Annotated in this window: 15 protein-coding genes; 9 read left to right on the plus strand and 6 right to left on the minus strand. The window is 70.8% G+C overall.

Annotated elements, in window-relative coordinates; genetic code table 11:
* Positions 1-19: 19 nt before the first annotated feature.
* The 7 genes from AB0H82_RS25655 (at position 20) to AB0H82_RS25685 (ending at position 7,139) form a co-directional block, all read left to right on the plus strand.
* Positions 20-694, plus strand: coding sequence for a UbiX family flavin prenyltransferase (locus tag AB0H82_RS25655; RefSeq protein ID WP_362996550.1), 675 nt, complete (start codon positions 20-22; stop codon positions 692-694).
* A gap of 127 nt (positions 695-821) precedes the next feature.
* Positions 822-1,277, plus strand: coding sequence for an Lrp/AsnC family transcriptional regulator (locus tag AB0H82_RS25660; protein WP_030791839.1), 456 nt, complete (start codon positions 822-824; stop codon positions 1,275-1,277).
* A gap of 83 nt (positions 1,278-1,360) precedes the next feature.
* A complete protein-coding gene (gene mqnE / locus AB0H82_RS25665; protein ID WP_361082719.1) occupies positions 1,361-2,524 on the plus strand; it encodes an aminofutalosine synthase MqnE in 1,164 nt (387 codons plus the stop codon).
* 95 nt (positions 2,525-2,619) lie between these two features.
* The gene (locus tag AB0H82_RS25670) at positions 2,620-2,913 is read left to right on the plus strand and encodes a DUF4229 domain-containing protein (RefSeq protein ID WP_362996552.1); all 294 of its coding nucleotides are present in this window, start codon (positions 2,620-2,622) and stop codon (positions 2,911-2,913) included.
* Between the two features lie 336 nt (positions 2,914-3,249).
* On the plus strand, positions 3,250-4,632 hold the full coding sequence (locus AB0H82_RS25675; RefSeq protein ID WP_362996554.1) for a dicarboxylate/amino acid:cation symporter: 1,383 nt from the start codon (positions 3,250-3,252) through the stop codon (positions 4,630-4,632).
* A 181-nt stretch (positions 4,633-4,813) separates the two neighbouring features.
* The gene (locus tag AB0H82_RS25680) at positions 4,814-5,443 is read left to right on the plus strand and encodes a TetR/AcrR family transcriptional regulator (RefSeq protein ID WP_362996650.1); all 630 of its coding nucleotides are present in this window, start codon (positions 4,814-4,816) and stop codon (positions 5,441-5,443) included.
* A gap of 142 nt (positions 5,444-5,585) precedes the next feature.
* Entirely contained in the window at positions 5,586-7,139 is a 1,554-nt protein-coding gene (locus AB0H82_RS25685) for an alpha/beta hydrolase (RefSeq protein ID WP_362996556.1), read from the plus strand.
* A 28-nt stretch (positions 7,140-7,167) separates the two neighbouring features.
* Here the strand turns inward: AB0H82_RS25685 and AB0H82_RS25690 are convergent, their stop codons facing one another.
* Positions 7,168-8,049, minus strand: coding sequence for a helix-turn-helix transcriptional regulator (locus AB0H82_RS25690; protein ID WP_362996558.1), 882 nt, complete (start codon positions 8,047-8,049; stop codon positions 7,168-7,170).
* A 429-nt stretch (positions 8,050-8,478) separates the two neighbouring features.
* Here AB0H82_RS25690 and AB0H82_RS25695 point away from each other — a divergent pair, with 429 nt between their 5' ends.
* Entirely contained in the window at positions 8,479-9,906 is a 1,428-nt protein-coding gene (locus AB0H82_RS25695) for an MFS transporter (protein WP_362996560.1), read from the plus strand.
* Between the two features lie 49 nt (positions 9,907-9,955).
* Here the strand turns inward: AB0H82_RS25695 and AB0H82_RS25700 are convergent, their stop codons facing one another.
* Genes AB0H82_RS25700 through AB0H82_RS25710 form a run of 3 tightly spaced genes read right to left on the minus strand, consistent with a single transcriptional unit; the run spans position 9,956 to position 11,950 of the window.
* On the minus strand, positions 9,956-10,843 hold the full coding sequence (locus tag AB0H82_RS25700) for a phosphotransferase (protein WP_362996562.1): 888 nt from the start codon (positions 10,841-10,843) through the stop codon (positions 9,956-9,958).
* Position 10,844: 1 nt separating this feature from the next.
* Positions 10,845-11,087, minus strand: coding sequence for a DUF397 domain-containing protein (locus AB0H82_RS25705; RefSeq protein ID WP_362996564.1), 243 nt, complete (start codon positions 11,085-11,087; stop codon positions 10,845-10,847).
* Positions 11,084-11,950 carry a helix-turn-helix transcriptional regulator gene (locus AB0H82_RS25710; protein ID WP_362996566.1) on the minus strand — a complete coding sequence of 289 codons (867 nt, stop codon included), beginning with the start codon at positions 11,948-11,950 and terminating at the stop codon, positions 11,084-11,086. The genes AB0H82_RS25705 and AB0H82_RS25710 overlap by 4 nt, the downstream gene beginning before the upstream one ends.
* Positions 11,951-12,088: 138 nt before the next feature.
* Here AB0H82_RS25710 and AB0H82_RS25715 point away from each other — a divergent pair, with 138 nt between their 5' ends.
* Entirely contained in the window at positions 12,089-12,535 is a 447-nt protein-coding gene (locus AB0H82_RS25715) for an ATP-binding protein (protein WP_362996568.1), read from the plus strand.
* Here AB0H82_RS25715 and AB0H82_RS25720 read toward each other — a convergent pair.
* Positions 12,522-13,544, minus strand: a complete 1,023-nt coding sequence (locus AB0H82_RS25720; protein ID WP_362996570.1) for a molybdopterin-dependent oxidoreductase — start codon at positions 13,542-13,544, stop codon at positions 12,522-12,524. The two genes, AB0H82_RS25715 and AB0H82_RS25720, sit on opposite strands and share 14 nt — an antisense overlap.
* The gene (locus tag AB0H82_RS25725; RefSeq protein WP_362996572.1) at positions 13,541-13,684 is read right to left on the minus strand and encodes a hypothetical protein; all 144 of its coding nucleotides are present in this window, start codon (positions 13,682-13,684) and stop codon (positions 13,541-13,543) included. The genes AB0H82_RS25720 and AB0H82_RS25725 overlap by 4 nt, the downstream gene beginning before the upstream one ends.
* Between the last annotated feature and the right edge of the window lie 71 nt (positions 13,685-13,755).

Consider the following 13,755-nt stretch of genomic DNA (forward strand, 5'->3'; position numbering starts at 1 on the left):
GACGGATAGGCTGCACAGCGTGAACCCAGGAGATACGCAGCGTAGGCCTTGGATCGTGGGGGTGTCGGGGGCCTCCGGGACGCCGTACGCCGCCGCGGTGCTGCGCGCGCTGCTCGCGGCGGGGGAGAGCGTGGACCTCGTCGTCTCGCGGGCCTCGCGGCTGACGCTGCTCGACGAGACGGGCATCGCGTTCCGGGACGCGCACTGGCGGGAGGACCTGCGGCAGTGGCTGGCGCGCGGCGCGGACGGCAAGCCGGGGGTGTTCGACCCCGACGTGTCCGACGTGCGGTACTGGGCCGCCGGTGACCTGGCGGCGGGCCCTTCCTCGGGGTCGTACGCGACGAAGGGCATGCTGATCGTGCCGGCGTCCACGGCGTGCGTGGCCGGGGTGGCGCTCGGGCTCTCGAAGGACCTGCTCCAGCGGTCGGCGAGCGTGACGCTGAAGGAAGGCCGACGGCTCGTGGTCTGCGTACGCGAGACGCCGCTGAACGGGCAGACGCTGAAGCACCTGGTGAGCCTGGACGACGCGGGCGCGATCGTGCTGCCCGCCTCTCCGGCGTTCTACGCGGGGGCGACGCACATCCAGGACCTGGTGGACTTCGTCGCCGGGCGGGTGCTGGACGCGGCACGGGTGCCGCACGGTCTGTACCGCCGGTGGGAAGGGGAGCTCGGTTCGGGCTCCCGGGGGGAGTAGCGCCTCCGGCTTCCTGGTGGTGCTTCCTCGCTGCGCGCTCCGAGATTTGCAGGGTTTAACCCCTGTTGCGCCTTAGATTCTGCACATAGACTCGCGGTATCGCTGAATAATGAAAGGCATCGCACCTATGGACGCCGTGGACAGGCAGCTCATCCAGGCCCTGCGGGAGAACGGCCGGGCCTCGTACGCCGAACTCGGACGGCTCGTGGGCCTCTCCGGGCCCAGCGTCACGGACCGGATCAACCGCCTTGAGGCGGCCGGTGTCATCACGGGCTACCGCGCGACCGTCGACTCCGCATCCCTCGGCCTCGGCGTCATCGCCCTCATCGGCATCTCGCTCTCCGACGCCGCCGACCACGAGGACGTGGCGCGGCGCCTGAAGGACCTGCACGAGATCGAGGACTGCTGGTTCATCGCGGGCGACGACTCGTACATGCTGAAGGTCAGGGCGAGCGACGTGGACGGCCTGGAGAAGACGATCCGCCGGCTCAGCGGCACGCGCGGGGTGTCCCGTACGCGTACGACCATCGTGCTCTCCACCAAGTGGGAGAACAGGGTCGGAGAGCTGCCCGAAGAGGAGTGAGCCGCGGGGCGTACGGTTGGCGGGAGTTTGTCGTAGGGCATGGGCCGTAGGCCGTAGGTTGCTGGAGAGGTAAGGGCGAGGGCATGGACGCAGGTCTCAAGCGCGAGCTGGAGCAGAAGGTCCGGGACGGCGAGCGGCTGTCCCGCGAGGACGGCATCGCGCTCTACGAGTCGGACGACCTGGCCTGGCTCGGCGGCCTCGCCCACGAGGTGCGCACCCGCAAGAACGGCGACGTCGTGCACTTCAACGTCAACCGCCACCTCAACATGACGAACGTGTGCACCGCGTCCTGCGCGTACTGCTCGTTCCAGCGGAAGCCGGGCGAGAAGGACGCGTACACGATGCGCATCGAGGAGGCCGTCCGCCTCGCCAAGGCGATGGAGGGCGAGAACCTCACCGAGCTGCACATCGTCAACGGCCTGCACCCGAACCTGCCGTGGCGCTACTACCCGCGTTCGCTGAGCGAGCTCAAGAAGGCCCTGCCGAACGTCTCCCTGAAGGCCTTCACCGCCACCGAGATCCACCACTTCGAGACGATCTCCGGCATGTCGGCCTCCGACATCCTGGACGAGCTGATCGAGGCGGGCCTGGAGTCGCTGACCGGCGGCGGCGCGGAGATCTTCGACTGGGAGGTGCGGCAGCACATCGTCGACCACCGCACCCACTGGGAGGACTGGTCGCGCATCCACCGCCTCGCGCACGAGAAGGGTCTGAAGACCCCGTGCACGATGCTGTACGGCCACATCGAGGAGCCGCGCCACCGCGTCGACCACGTGCTGCGCCTGCGTGAACTCCAGGACGAGACCGGCGGCTTCCAGGTCTTCATCCCGCTGCGCTACCAGCACGACTTCGTCGACATGAAGGACGGCAAGGTCAGGAACCGCCTCCAGGCGCGCACGACCATGGCGTCCGGCGCGGAGGCCCTGAAGACCTTCGCGGTCTCGCGGCTCCTCTTCGACAACGTCCCGCACGTCAAGGTCTTCTGGGTCATGCACGGCCTGCAGACCACGCAGCTCGCGCTGCAGCACGGCGCGGACGACATGGACGGCTCGGTCGTCGAGTACAAGATCACGCACGACGCGGACAACTTCGGTACGCCGAACAAGCTGACCCGCGAGGACCTCCTCGACCTGATCCGCGAGGCCGGCTTCCGCCCGGTCGAGCGGAACACGCGCTACGAGGCGATCCGTGAGTACGAGGGCCCCGACCCGCTGCTGCGCGAGACGCCGCAGGCGATGCGGGTCTGACGGGCTCACCCCCTTGCCGGTCGCGACCCCTCCCATGCTTCACTGGAGGGGCTCGTCCTGCTCGGGCCCATTTCGGAACGGAAGAGTGGATTGACATGCTCCGCTACACGCTGATGCGCCTCGGAATCTTCGTGGGTTGCTTCTTGGTCGTCTGGGGCCTCGTCTACTCCGAGATCCTGCCGCGAGGACTCGGCGACTCGAACCTGCTGTGGGTGCTGCTGCTCTCGCTGGTCGTCTCCGCGCCCATCAGCTTCGTCGCCCTCCGCAAGGAGCGCGACCGCGCCTCGATGGACGTCGTCGCGCGCGTGGACCGCGCCAAGGCCAACCTGGAGGCGAACCGCACCCAGGAGGACGAGGCGGACGACGTGGCGCGCGCCCAGCGTTCGTAACGTTCATCACTCTCACCGGAACCCCGGCGCTGCGGCGCCGGGGTTTCGTGCGTTCCGTGCGGTTCCGGGGCACTCGCGGACGACCGCTACCTCAAACAAGACCTTTGATGTTCTCAAAGCACAAGTGTTAACGTGTTTGTCATGAAGACAGCAGCAGCGCACCGTCACGCCATGAGCGTCCCGCTCGTGGCGCGCCTGCATGTCGATCTCTGCCGCTGCATGTCCGCGGCCTGTCACATCTGAACGTGACCCCCGCTGCAGCGGCGCTGCTGACCCTTCGCGGTCGCCGCTCCCGTACGTCCCCCTCACCCTGACTTTCCTCACCGGAGTGTGTCCGTGTCCGCGAATTCCGCGACGCCCGCCGACAAGGCAGGCAAGCCCGAGAAGCCCGAGAAGCCGGCGAACAGGGAGCCCAGCTTCCGGATATCCAAGTACCTCAAGATGCCGTTCTGGGCGCAGATCCTCGGCGGTCTGCTCCTCGGTGTCCTGCTCGGCTGGATCGCCCGCGACCAGGACGTCGACTGGCTCGTCACCACCCTCTCCAAGGTCGGCGACACCTTCATCGGCCTGCTGAAGCTGGCCGTCGCCCCGCTCGTCTTCTTCGCGATCCTGGTGTCGATCACCAACCTGCGGAAGGTCAACAACGCCGCACGGCTGGCCACCCGCACCCTGCTGTGGTTCATGATCACCTCGCTGATCGCGGTCGCCATCGGCCTCACCATCGGCCTGCTCACCAACCCCGGCTCCGGCACCGGCCTCACCCCCAAGGACGGCAAGGCTCCCGACCACGCCGGCTCCTGGATCGACTTCCTGACCGGGATCATCCCGACGGACGTCATCACGCCCTTCACCGAGCTGAACGTCCTGCAGATCGTCTTCATGGCCGCCGTCGCCGGCATCGCCGTACTGAAGATCGGCGACAAGGCCCAGCCGATCCTGGAGCTGAGCGAGTCCGTCCTCGCCCTCCTCCAGAAGGCCCTGTGGTGGGTCATCAAGCTCTCCCCGATCGGCACCGTCGGCCTCATCGGCTTCGCCATCGCGGACTACGGCTGGAACCTCATCAGCAAGTACGCGACGTTCACCGCCGACATCTACATCGGCTGCGCCCTGGTGATGTTCGGCGTCTACCCGCTGCTGCTCGCGTTCGTCGCCAAGGTCAATCCGCTCCAGTTCTTCAAGGGCGCCTGGCCCGCGATCCAGCTGGCGTTCGTCTCCCGCTCCTCGGTCGGCACCATGCCGGTCACCCAGAAGGTCACCGAGCGCCTCGGCGTCCCGAAGGAGTACACGTCCTTCGCCGTGCCCTTCGGCGCGACCACGAAGATGGACGGCTGCGCCGCGATCTACCCGTCGATCGCCGCGATCTTCGTCGCGCAGATCTTCGACGTGAACCTGGGCATCAAGGAGTACCTGCTCATCGCGTTCGTGTCGGTCGTCGGCTCGGCCGCGACGGCGGGCCTGACCGGCGCCACGGTCATGCTGACCCTGACGCTCTCCACGCTCGGCCTGCCGATGGAGGGCGTGGGCCTGCTCCTCGCCATCGACCCGGTCCTGGACATGATGCGCACCGCGACGAACGTCGCCGGCCAGGCACTGGTCCCCGTGATCGTCGCCGCCCGCGAGAAGATCCTCGACCGCGAGGCGTACGAGAGCGCGTCGGCGTCCCCGCTCGACGACTTCGACGAGTCGCCGTCGTCCCACGCGGTGCCCGCCACCGCCTGAGCCCCGGCCCAGTTCTCGGCCGGGTTCTCGGCCCAAGCCCCGTCCCGGGATTCCGGGGCGGGGCTTTCCGGTGATCGTGGACCGGTGTCCGTTGACCGTACGCTGACCTGTGGACGGACAGCGTGGGAAGGCGGGGGCCGGGGTGGGCGTGGGTGTGGGTGAGAAGCGGCGGCAGAAGAGGATGCCGCGGGCCGTGCGGGAGCAGCAGATGCTGGACGCGGCGGTGCGGACCTTCGGGCAGCGGGGGTACCGGGCCGCTTCCATGGACGAGATCGCGGAGCTCGCCGGGGTGTCCAAGCCGCTCGTGTATCTGTATCTGAACTCCAAGGAAGAGCTCTTCGGCGCGTGCATCCGGCGGGAGGCCGCCGCGCTCGTCGCCGCGGTGCGGAAGGGGGCCGGCGGGGCCGTGGGGGAGCCCGCCGACCGGCAGCTGTGGGACGGGCTGCGGGCGTTCTTCGCGCACACCGCCGAGCGGCCCGACGGCTGGTCGGTGCTGCACACCCAGGCGCGTACGCAGGGGGAGCCGTTCGCGGCCGAGGTCGCCGCGATGCGGGAGGAGATCGTCACCTTCGTGACGTCGCTGATCGCGGAGGCGGCCCGGTCGGCGCACGGTGACCCTTCGCTGCCCGAGCGGGAGGTGGCGGGGCTCGCCCAGGCGCTGGTGGGGGCGGCGGAGTCACTGGCGGGGTGGGCCAACACGGACGGGTCCGTCTCGGCGAGGGAGGCCGCGGGCACGCTCATGAACTTTGCCTGGGCGGGGCTCGGGGGGTTGATGGAGGGGCGACGGTGGTCATCCCCGGCGTGCCCGTAGCGCCCGCAGTGTCCGCAGTGTTCGGCGTGAGGTCACTTGTCGGTTGTGAGCTGTTCGAGGTAATGCGCGGTGTACGTCCTGAACGGGCGAGGCGCGCTTCCCGCGCTTAGGGTGATCGAGGGGCACACCCTGGGAGGTTGCCGTGCGCAAGGCTTGTGCAGTCGCCGGCGTCACCGTTCTGGTCGTCGCGGGAGCGGGCGTAACGGGGATACCGGGCGTGCCGGGTGCCGCCGTCGCCGCCGGTGGCGGTGGGCGGCCCGACCTGACGCGCTTCTATACGCAGAAGATCAAGTGGGCCGGCTGTGAGGGCGACACCGAGGCCGTGGCGGAGGCCACGGGCGGCGCCGACGACATCCGGTGCGGGCACGTGACGGTCCCCATCGACTACGCGAAGCCCGGCGCCGGAACCGTCGACCTCGCGATGATCCGCATGAAGTCCAGCACCGGCGGGAAGCCGCGCGGCTCCCTGCTGCTGAACTTCGGCGGTCCCGGCGGGCCCGGCGTCTCCGCGCTCGCGGGGGCGCAGAAGGAGTTCGGCTTCCTGAGCAAGGACTACGACATCGTCTCCTTCGACCCGCGCGGGGTCGGCCAGAGCGCCCCGGTCAGCTGCGGGGACGCCGACGAGAGCACCGATCCCACGGCCGGCGGGGCGGAGGACCCGGCCGCCGTGCTCAAGGAGATGCGCAAGGTCTCCAAGGAGTGCGCGGACAGGTCGGGGCCCGTCCTTCCGCACATGGGGACCGTCAACGTCTCCCGCGACATGGACGTCATGCGGCAGGCCCTCGGCGACAAGAAGCTGAACTACCTGGGGTTCTCGTACGGGACGCGGCTCGGCGCCGTCTATGCCGCCCAGTTCCCGAAGAAGGTCGGGCGGATGGCGCTCGACGGTGTCGACACGCTGACCGAGCCCGTCGCCGCACAGTCCCTCGCCACCGTCGAGGGACGGCAGACCGCCCTCGACAACTTCCTGGCCTGGTGCACGGGGAACGCGGGCTGCGTCTTCGGTACGGACGCGCGCAACGCGCGGCAGAGCATGGTCACGCTCATCCAGGAGATGGACGAGATGCCGCTGCAGTCCATGGACGGCGCCGAGTTCACCGGGCAGGACGTCGTCAGCGTGCTCGGGCAGGCGCTGTACAGCAGGCAGGCCTGGCCCGCGCTCTCGCAGGCCCTGGGGGCGCTGCTCGCGGACGGCGATCCGAGGGCGCTGATCCGGATGAGCGGCGGCCTCGCCCACGCGATGGGGGAGGAAGTGCCCGGGGACAACATGGCCGCCGCCCTCATGGCCGTGAACTGCGCCGACGATCCGGACCGGCCCGACGCCGCGCGCATAGAGAAGGAAGTCGGCAGGCTCCAGAAGGAGTTCGACGCCGCGTCGCCCGTCTTCGGCAAGTCGATGCTGATGCCCGTGCTGCTCTGCTTCGGGCGGCCTCCCGGGACGACGTACATCCGTGAGGACGTACGCGACGTGAAGACGCCCAAGCTGCTGCTCGTCGGCACGCGCGGCGACCCGGCCACGCCGTACCGGTGGACGGAGGAGACCGCGCGGCGGCTCGGGCCGCAGGCCGTCGTCCTCGACAACAAGGGTGACGGGCACACGGGTTACCTGGGGTCCGAGTGCGTGCAGGACAAGGTGAACGGATTCCTGCTGTACGGCGAGACGCCCAAGACGGGGAGTTCGTGCGCGGCGGAGTGAGCGCCGGGCGGGGCAGGGGCGGCCGGTGTCAGTCCGTCCTGGTCAGTCGGAGCATCGCCGTCTCGTCCGGCGTGCCCCGCGGGGCCTGGTAGACCACCATCCGCTGGCCGCCCGACCTCGCCAGCGCCATCACCTCGTACGTGAGCGTCATCGGGCCCACCTTCGGGTGCTCGAACGACTTGGTGCCGCCGCCGCGCTCGCTCACGTCGTACCGCTCCCAGATGCGGGCGAAGTCCGGTGACTTCAGGAGGAGTTCGCCGACCAGGTTCGTCAGCTGGGGCGAGTCGGTGTCGGTGCCGCCGATGGCGCGCAGGTGGGACACGGACTGGGCGACCGTCTCCTCCCACGGCCGGTACAGCCCGCGGCCGACGGGGTGCAGGAAGACGTAGCGGATCACGTTGCGCTGCTCGGCGGGCCACTCCCACAGGCCCGGGAACAGCGCCTTGCCGGGGGCGTTCGCGGCCAGCATGTAGCTGTGCCTGCTCACCACGTACGCGGGCAGCGGGGCCAGCGCCTCCAGGGTGCGCAGCGTGGAGTCGCGGACCGTGTGGTCGGCCGTCGGGTGCGGTTCCGTGAGGCGGCCCGAGGCGAGTTCGGCCAGGTCGCGGAGGCGGTCGTGGGCGTCGCCCGTGAGGCGCAGGGCGCGGGCGAGCGCGTCGATGACGGCGGGGGAGGGGTTCGTCTCGCGGCCGCGCTCCATCCGCGTGTAGTAGTCGACGCTCACCCCGGCGAGGGTGGCGAGCTCCTCGCGGCGCAGGCCCGGCGTACGGCGTATCCCCGCACCTGCGGGCAGGCCCGCCTCGGCCGGGGTCACCCGGGCGCGGCGGGCGCGCAGATACCGGCCCAGCTCCGTTCCGGTACGGGCGGCGGTTCCCGTGGCCGCGGGAGCGCTCGATGTGCTGTCCGTCATCGGCCCATTGTCCCTGGTGGGAGACGAGGGAGGGGAGTGACGTGGGGGGCTGTGTCAGGGCCAGGAACGCGGGACCCCGGTGAAGCGCGGCCTGCCACTGCGTGGGGCTTGGGCGGAGAGTGGTGACTGCTGCGGGGGGCTGGGCCACCTCGGCCCAGGGGGTGCATGGCGCCGGGCCGCGGTCTGGGTGGCCTGGCCTTCCGCGGCGCCGTTGCCCGTGCCCGGGACCGGGGCTGTGTCCGGGGCCGGGACTGTGTCCGTGCCCGGGAGCGGGGCCGTGTCCGTGTCCGTCGTGCCGTACGGCTTCGCGCCGGACCGTGCCCGGGACCGGGGCCAGGACCGTGACCGGGACCGTCGTGCCGTACGGCTTCGCGACGGTCTTTCCCATTTGCTGCCCCCGCGAGGGGGCGGTCTCACCGTAGGAGTGTCATGCCCACCGCAGTGCTAGCGTCCGGCACCACCGGGGCCGGTGCCCGTCCCGCCGAGACCGGCGCCCGCCCCACCCGCTCCCCTCACCTCGCGCTCGTCGCGGGCCTGCTCGGGTTCGCCGTCATCACCATCGACGTCACCGCCGTGAACATCGCGCTGCCCGACATCCGGGACACCCTGCACGGCGGCATGGCGGGCTTGCAGTGGGTCGTGGACGCGTACACGCTGATGTTCGCGGCGCTGATGCTGTCCGCCGGGGCGCTGGCCGACCGGGCGGGAGCGCGGCGGGCCTACGTGTGGGGTGTGGGGCTGTTCACCGTCGCGTCGCTGGCCTGCGCGCTCGCGCCCGGAATCGGCGCGCTGATCGCGGCCCGGGCCGTCCAGGGCGCGGGCGCGGCCGTCGTGATGCCCGCCTCGCTCGCGCTGATCCGGCAGGCGTACGACGATCCGCGCCGCCGCGCCCGCGCCATCGCGCTGTGGACGGTGGGCGGTTCCGCGTCCGTCGCGGTGGGGCCCGTGCTCGGCGGGGTGCTGACGGAGACCGCCGGGTGGCGGTCCGTGTTCCTCCTCAACCTGCCCGTGGGCGCGGTGATCCTCGCCCTCCTGGCCCGTGTCGCACGCTCCCCGCGCCGCCCGGCGCCGCTCGACCTCGCGGGGCAGGTGACGGCCGTACTCGCCCTGGCCGGGCTGGCGTTCGCGGTCATCGAGGGCGGGCACCTGGGCTGGGGGAGCGCGCCCGTGCTCACCGCGTTCGCCGTGGCCGTCGCCGCCGGGTTCGCCTTCCACCGCGCCGAGAAGCGCCACCCCGCCCCCATGGTCCCGCTCGGTCTGCTGCGGCAGCGGCCGGTCGCGGTCGCCCTCGCGGTCGGCTTCGCGGTGAACGCCGGGTTCTACGGCGTGACCTTCCTCCTCGGCCTCTACTACCAGCAGCTGCGCGGCATGTCGGGCGTCGGGGCGGGCCTGATGTTCGTGCCGCTCGCCGCGTTCATCACCGGGACGAACCTCGTCTCGCCGCGTGCCGCCGAACGGCTCGGGCGGCGGACGGTCATCGTCCTCGGGCAGGCGATCCTGGCCCTCGCCATGTTCGCGCTCGTCCCGCTGTCCGCCGATACGCCTCTGTGGCTCGTCCTCGTCCTGCTCGTCCCCACGGGTCTCGGCGGCGCCTTCGCGGTCCCCGCGCTGACCGCCCAACTCCTCGACAGCGTCCCCGCCGAACGCGCCGGCACCGCCTCGGGCCTCCTCAACTCCCTCCGCCAGACGGGCGGCGCGATGTCCGTCGCCCTCTTCGGAGCACTCCTCGCGGGCGGCGGAGGCGGTGTCGGTGCCTCGGGATTCTCGCTCTCCGGGATGCACACGGGGCTCGTCATCACGGGCGCCACACTGTGCGCGACGACGGCCCTCGCGGCGTGGCTGCTCCCGCGCGACTGACCCGCTTCCCCGCCGGGTCGCTGGTTCGCCGGTCTGCCGGGTTACCGGGTTACCGGGCGACCAGTCTCTGAAGCGTCGCCCGGCCCGCGCGGCCCCATGTCACCTTGCCGCCCGGCAGGCCGCGTTCGCCGTTCCGGCCGATGATGATGAGGACCAGGGCCTGCAGGAGCGCCCGCCCCCGGGCGCGCCGGATCGTCGCGTCGTCGGCCCGTCCGTACGCCTCGAAGAAGCGTGACGCCGCCCCGTTGGGCAGGAGCAGCCACGCCGCCGCGAGGTCCAGCGCCGGGTCGCCCGCGCAGAGTTCGCCGAAGTCGATGACGCCGGAGAGGGTGCCGTCGGTGACGACGGCGTTCGCGGGGTGCAGGTCGCCGTGCAACCAGACGGGGGTGCCTTGCCAGGGAGGTGCCGTGACGGCGTCCTGCCAGACGACGCGGAGAGCGGCTGTCTGGGTGCCTATGTCCTGTGCCAAGTCGCGGAGTTGCTCTTCGAAGACGTGGGTGAGGGTGGGGAGAGGCGCGCCTCGGTCCTGCGTGTGGGGTGCGTCCGCCGGTGCCTCCTTGTGCAGCGCCCGCAGGAACTCCGCCAGCGTCTCGGCCCCGTGGTCGGCCTGGCTGATCGGAGTGACGTCGGCCGGAGCCCCCGGCACCCAGGCAGTGATGGTCCACGGCTGCGGGAAGCGGGGCGTCGGCTCCACCAGGTGTACGGGGGTCGGTACGGGGAGGGGGAGCGTGGGCGCGAGCACCGGTAGCCAGCGGTGTTCCTTGCGGAGCAGGTCCGGGGCGCGTTCCGTGCGGGGGAGGCGGGCGGCCAGGTTCTGGCCGAGCCGCCAGAGTTCGTTGTCCCACCCCCTCACCGGGGAGTGGATCTCCAGCTCCGCGAGGTCGGGGTGCTGCTCCTGGAGGAGCGTGCGGAGCAGGGTGTGGGTGGTCCCCTCCACGTCAGGCCTTGGCGTAGGGGAGGAACTCGGACCAGGTGGTGGGGGTTATGGAGAGGGTGGGGCCGGTGGGATTCTTGGAGTCACGGATGTGGATGGCACGGGGGCAGGACGACAGCTCTACGCATTCGCCGCCCTCGCCGCCGCTGTGGCTGGACTTCCGCCAGTTGTAAGCGACTTCGAGGCATTCGCCACCCTCGCCTGTGCTGTAGCTGCTCTTGAACCAGCCGAGTTCCGTGTTGTTCATGGTTCTCCCAGCATCTTCTCGATCAGTGCCAGCGACTCGTGGGGCGTAAGAGCCTGAGCCCGGATGATCCCATAGCGTTCGCTGAAGATGCGGACTTCTTCTGGATCGGTGATCAGCCGGGGGTGGCTATAGCTCTCCGTGTACGCCACCTGATTTCGCCCCTTTGGGGTCATCAGAGTGAACGTGCCGTCCAGTGCCGGGTGTTCCGGCCGGTCGGTCGGCATCACTTGGATTTCTACGTTCCGCATGCGGCCCGCGCTGAGTAGACGGCGCAACTGCTCTTGTTGGACCGCCCGTCCGCCAGTGGGGCGTTGCAACACGGTCTCTTCCAGCACGTAGCTGAAGGTTGCCGCAGGCCAACGGTCGAAGACCTGCTGGCGCGCCAGACGATCCGCGAGTCGCTTCTCGATCGTGTCCTCGTCCAACAACGGACGCCGTTGCGTGAAGGTAGCCCGAGCGTAAGCTTCGGTCTGCAGTAGTCCATGCACTGCCTGGGCACCGTAGTTGTGCAGTGCGACCGCTTCCGCTTCAGCGCATGCATAGTCCCGGAACCAATCCGGGTGCCGCGTCCGCGACTTGGCCTGCGCCTCCCGTACGTCATCAGCCGCAGCCGCCAGCACACCCCGCGCGTCAACCAACACATCGACGCGGATCAGGAAGTCCGGCTGCGGAGTCCGTACGCCGCGCTCCATCGAGGAGATCAGCGCCTCCCCGCAGTGCGCCGCCTTGGCCAGCTCCCGCTGGCTCATGCCCGCGTGTTCGCGCAGGACCTTGATCTGTTTGCCGAGGGCCCTGAAGAGATGGGCCGTGCCGTCGGCCTGGGACGGCCGCTCCGGTCGTTCCTCATGGTCTGTGTCCGCCATGCCCGTACCGTCCTCGCGTGGTCACGGTTGACGCCTCGTACAGCCGGGCCCCCGTACTCGTACATCTACCCGGCGTCATGGCGTCGTACCTGGTCAGCGTAGAACCGACCCACCACGCTAAGTGACATGAAGACGCAAATGCCCACCCAACGAGTCGAGTTCGAAGGCCCCGCCTTCCGCCAGCTGCTCAGCTCCACCCGGCGAGGCGCCCGCCTGGCCCGGCGCCTCGCCACCCACCAGCTGGACCTCTGGGGCATCCCGCACGGGAGCGAGCTGTCCGACGCCGTCGCGCACATCGTCGCCGAGCTCGCGGCGAACGCCGTCACGCACGGCCACGCGGCCGGCCGCGACTTCGAGCTGCGACTCGTCAGGACGAGGCCCGACACGCTCCGTATCGAAGTCGCCGACAGCCGGGGCGACCGGCGGCCCGAGGAGCAACGGGGCGCCCCCGACGCCGAGTCGGGGCGCGGGCTGCTGCTCGTCGAGGCGCTGGCCAGTGCCTGGGGCGTGACCGAGCGGGCCGTCGGCAAGACCGTCTGGGCGGAGCTGCGCCACGAGGGGCAGACCGGCGCTAACCCACCGTGAAGCGGACCTCGTGGACGGAGTTCCGGGCGCCCGGCGGCGGCTGGACGCGGCCCGTCGCGTCCGTCGCGCGGGAGCGGACCGTGTGCGGGCCGGGCCGGAGCGTGCGGCGGAGGGAGAAGCCCTGCCAGGTCGGCTCGGCGCCGAGGACGTCGAGGGTGGCGGGCTCCCACGGGCCGCCGTCGACGGACAGGTCGAGGCGGACGACCTCCGTCGTGCTCCAGGTGCGGCCCCGGAACACCACCTCACCCGGAAGGACCTGCGAACCGTTCGAGGGCGCGACGATCTTGCTGTTGACGTCCAGCGCGCGCACCGGCTGCGCGGTGCCGGAACCCGGCAGGACCCGCGTGTAGAACGTCGTCGTGAACATGTGCTGAGGGCGTTCCTCCGTGAGGACGATGCGGGTCAGCCACTTCACGGAGTTCGTGCCGAACATGCGGGGGACCACGGCCCGGAGTGGCCAACCGTGGCGGGCCCGCAGGGGCTCGCCGTTCATGCCGTGGGCGAGGAACACGTCACGGCGGGCGGTCTCCAGGGGGAGGTCCTTCACGTACGAGAGTCCGTCCTCACCCTGGAAGGAGCCCGTGTCGGCGCCCTCGAAGCGCACGTGCCGCGCGGCGGGCAGCGGGCGCGCGCGGTCCAGGAGCGCGGCGAGCGGCAGGCCCGTCCACTCGATGTTCGTCACCGCGCGCGTGGGCGTGTCGGGGCGGAAGGGGCTGCCGAAGCACTCGTGGACGGCGGTGAGCTGCTCGCGCGGGAGGGCGAGGACCGCCGGCAGACCGAGGCGCAGGGGGCGGGCCACCAGGCCCTCGACCGTCAGCGTCCAGGTCGCGGGGTCGATCTCGGGGAGGCCCAGATGGGTGCGTACGAAGACGTTGTCCACGGGGGTGACGAAGTCGGGGCCCGGCGCGGGGTCCGCCCGCGAGGGGTCGTCCGGCGGCGGCGTGAGCGGTGCCACGGGAGCGGACGTCACGGGAGCGGATGCCACGAGTGGCGTGGCCGGTGCGGTCATCGGGCGGCTTCCTTTCCGGGGCCCTCCGGATCGGCGCCCGGCTCCGTCGTGGGGCGGTGCGGCATCGTGTCGGACGCCTTCATCGCCAGGACGAAAAGGGCCAGCATGGCCAGGGACAGGGCCGTGGGTGCCAAGAGCATGACGAGAAATCCCCCCGGTTCTCGAAGTCGTGCAAACCTCAAGATCCTAGGGGGACTCCGCCGCGCTGCCC

Source organism: Streptomyces sp. NPDC050732 (assembly GCF_040654255.1).
In the GTDB taxonomy this organism is placed as follows: domain Bacteria; phylum Actinomycetota; class Actinomycetes; order Streptomycetales; family Streptomycetaceae; genus Streptomyces.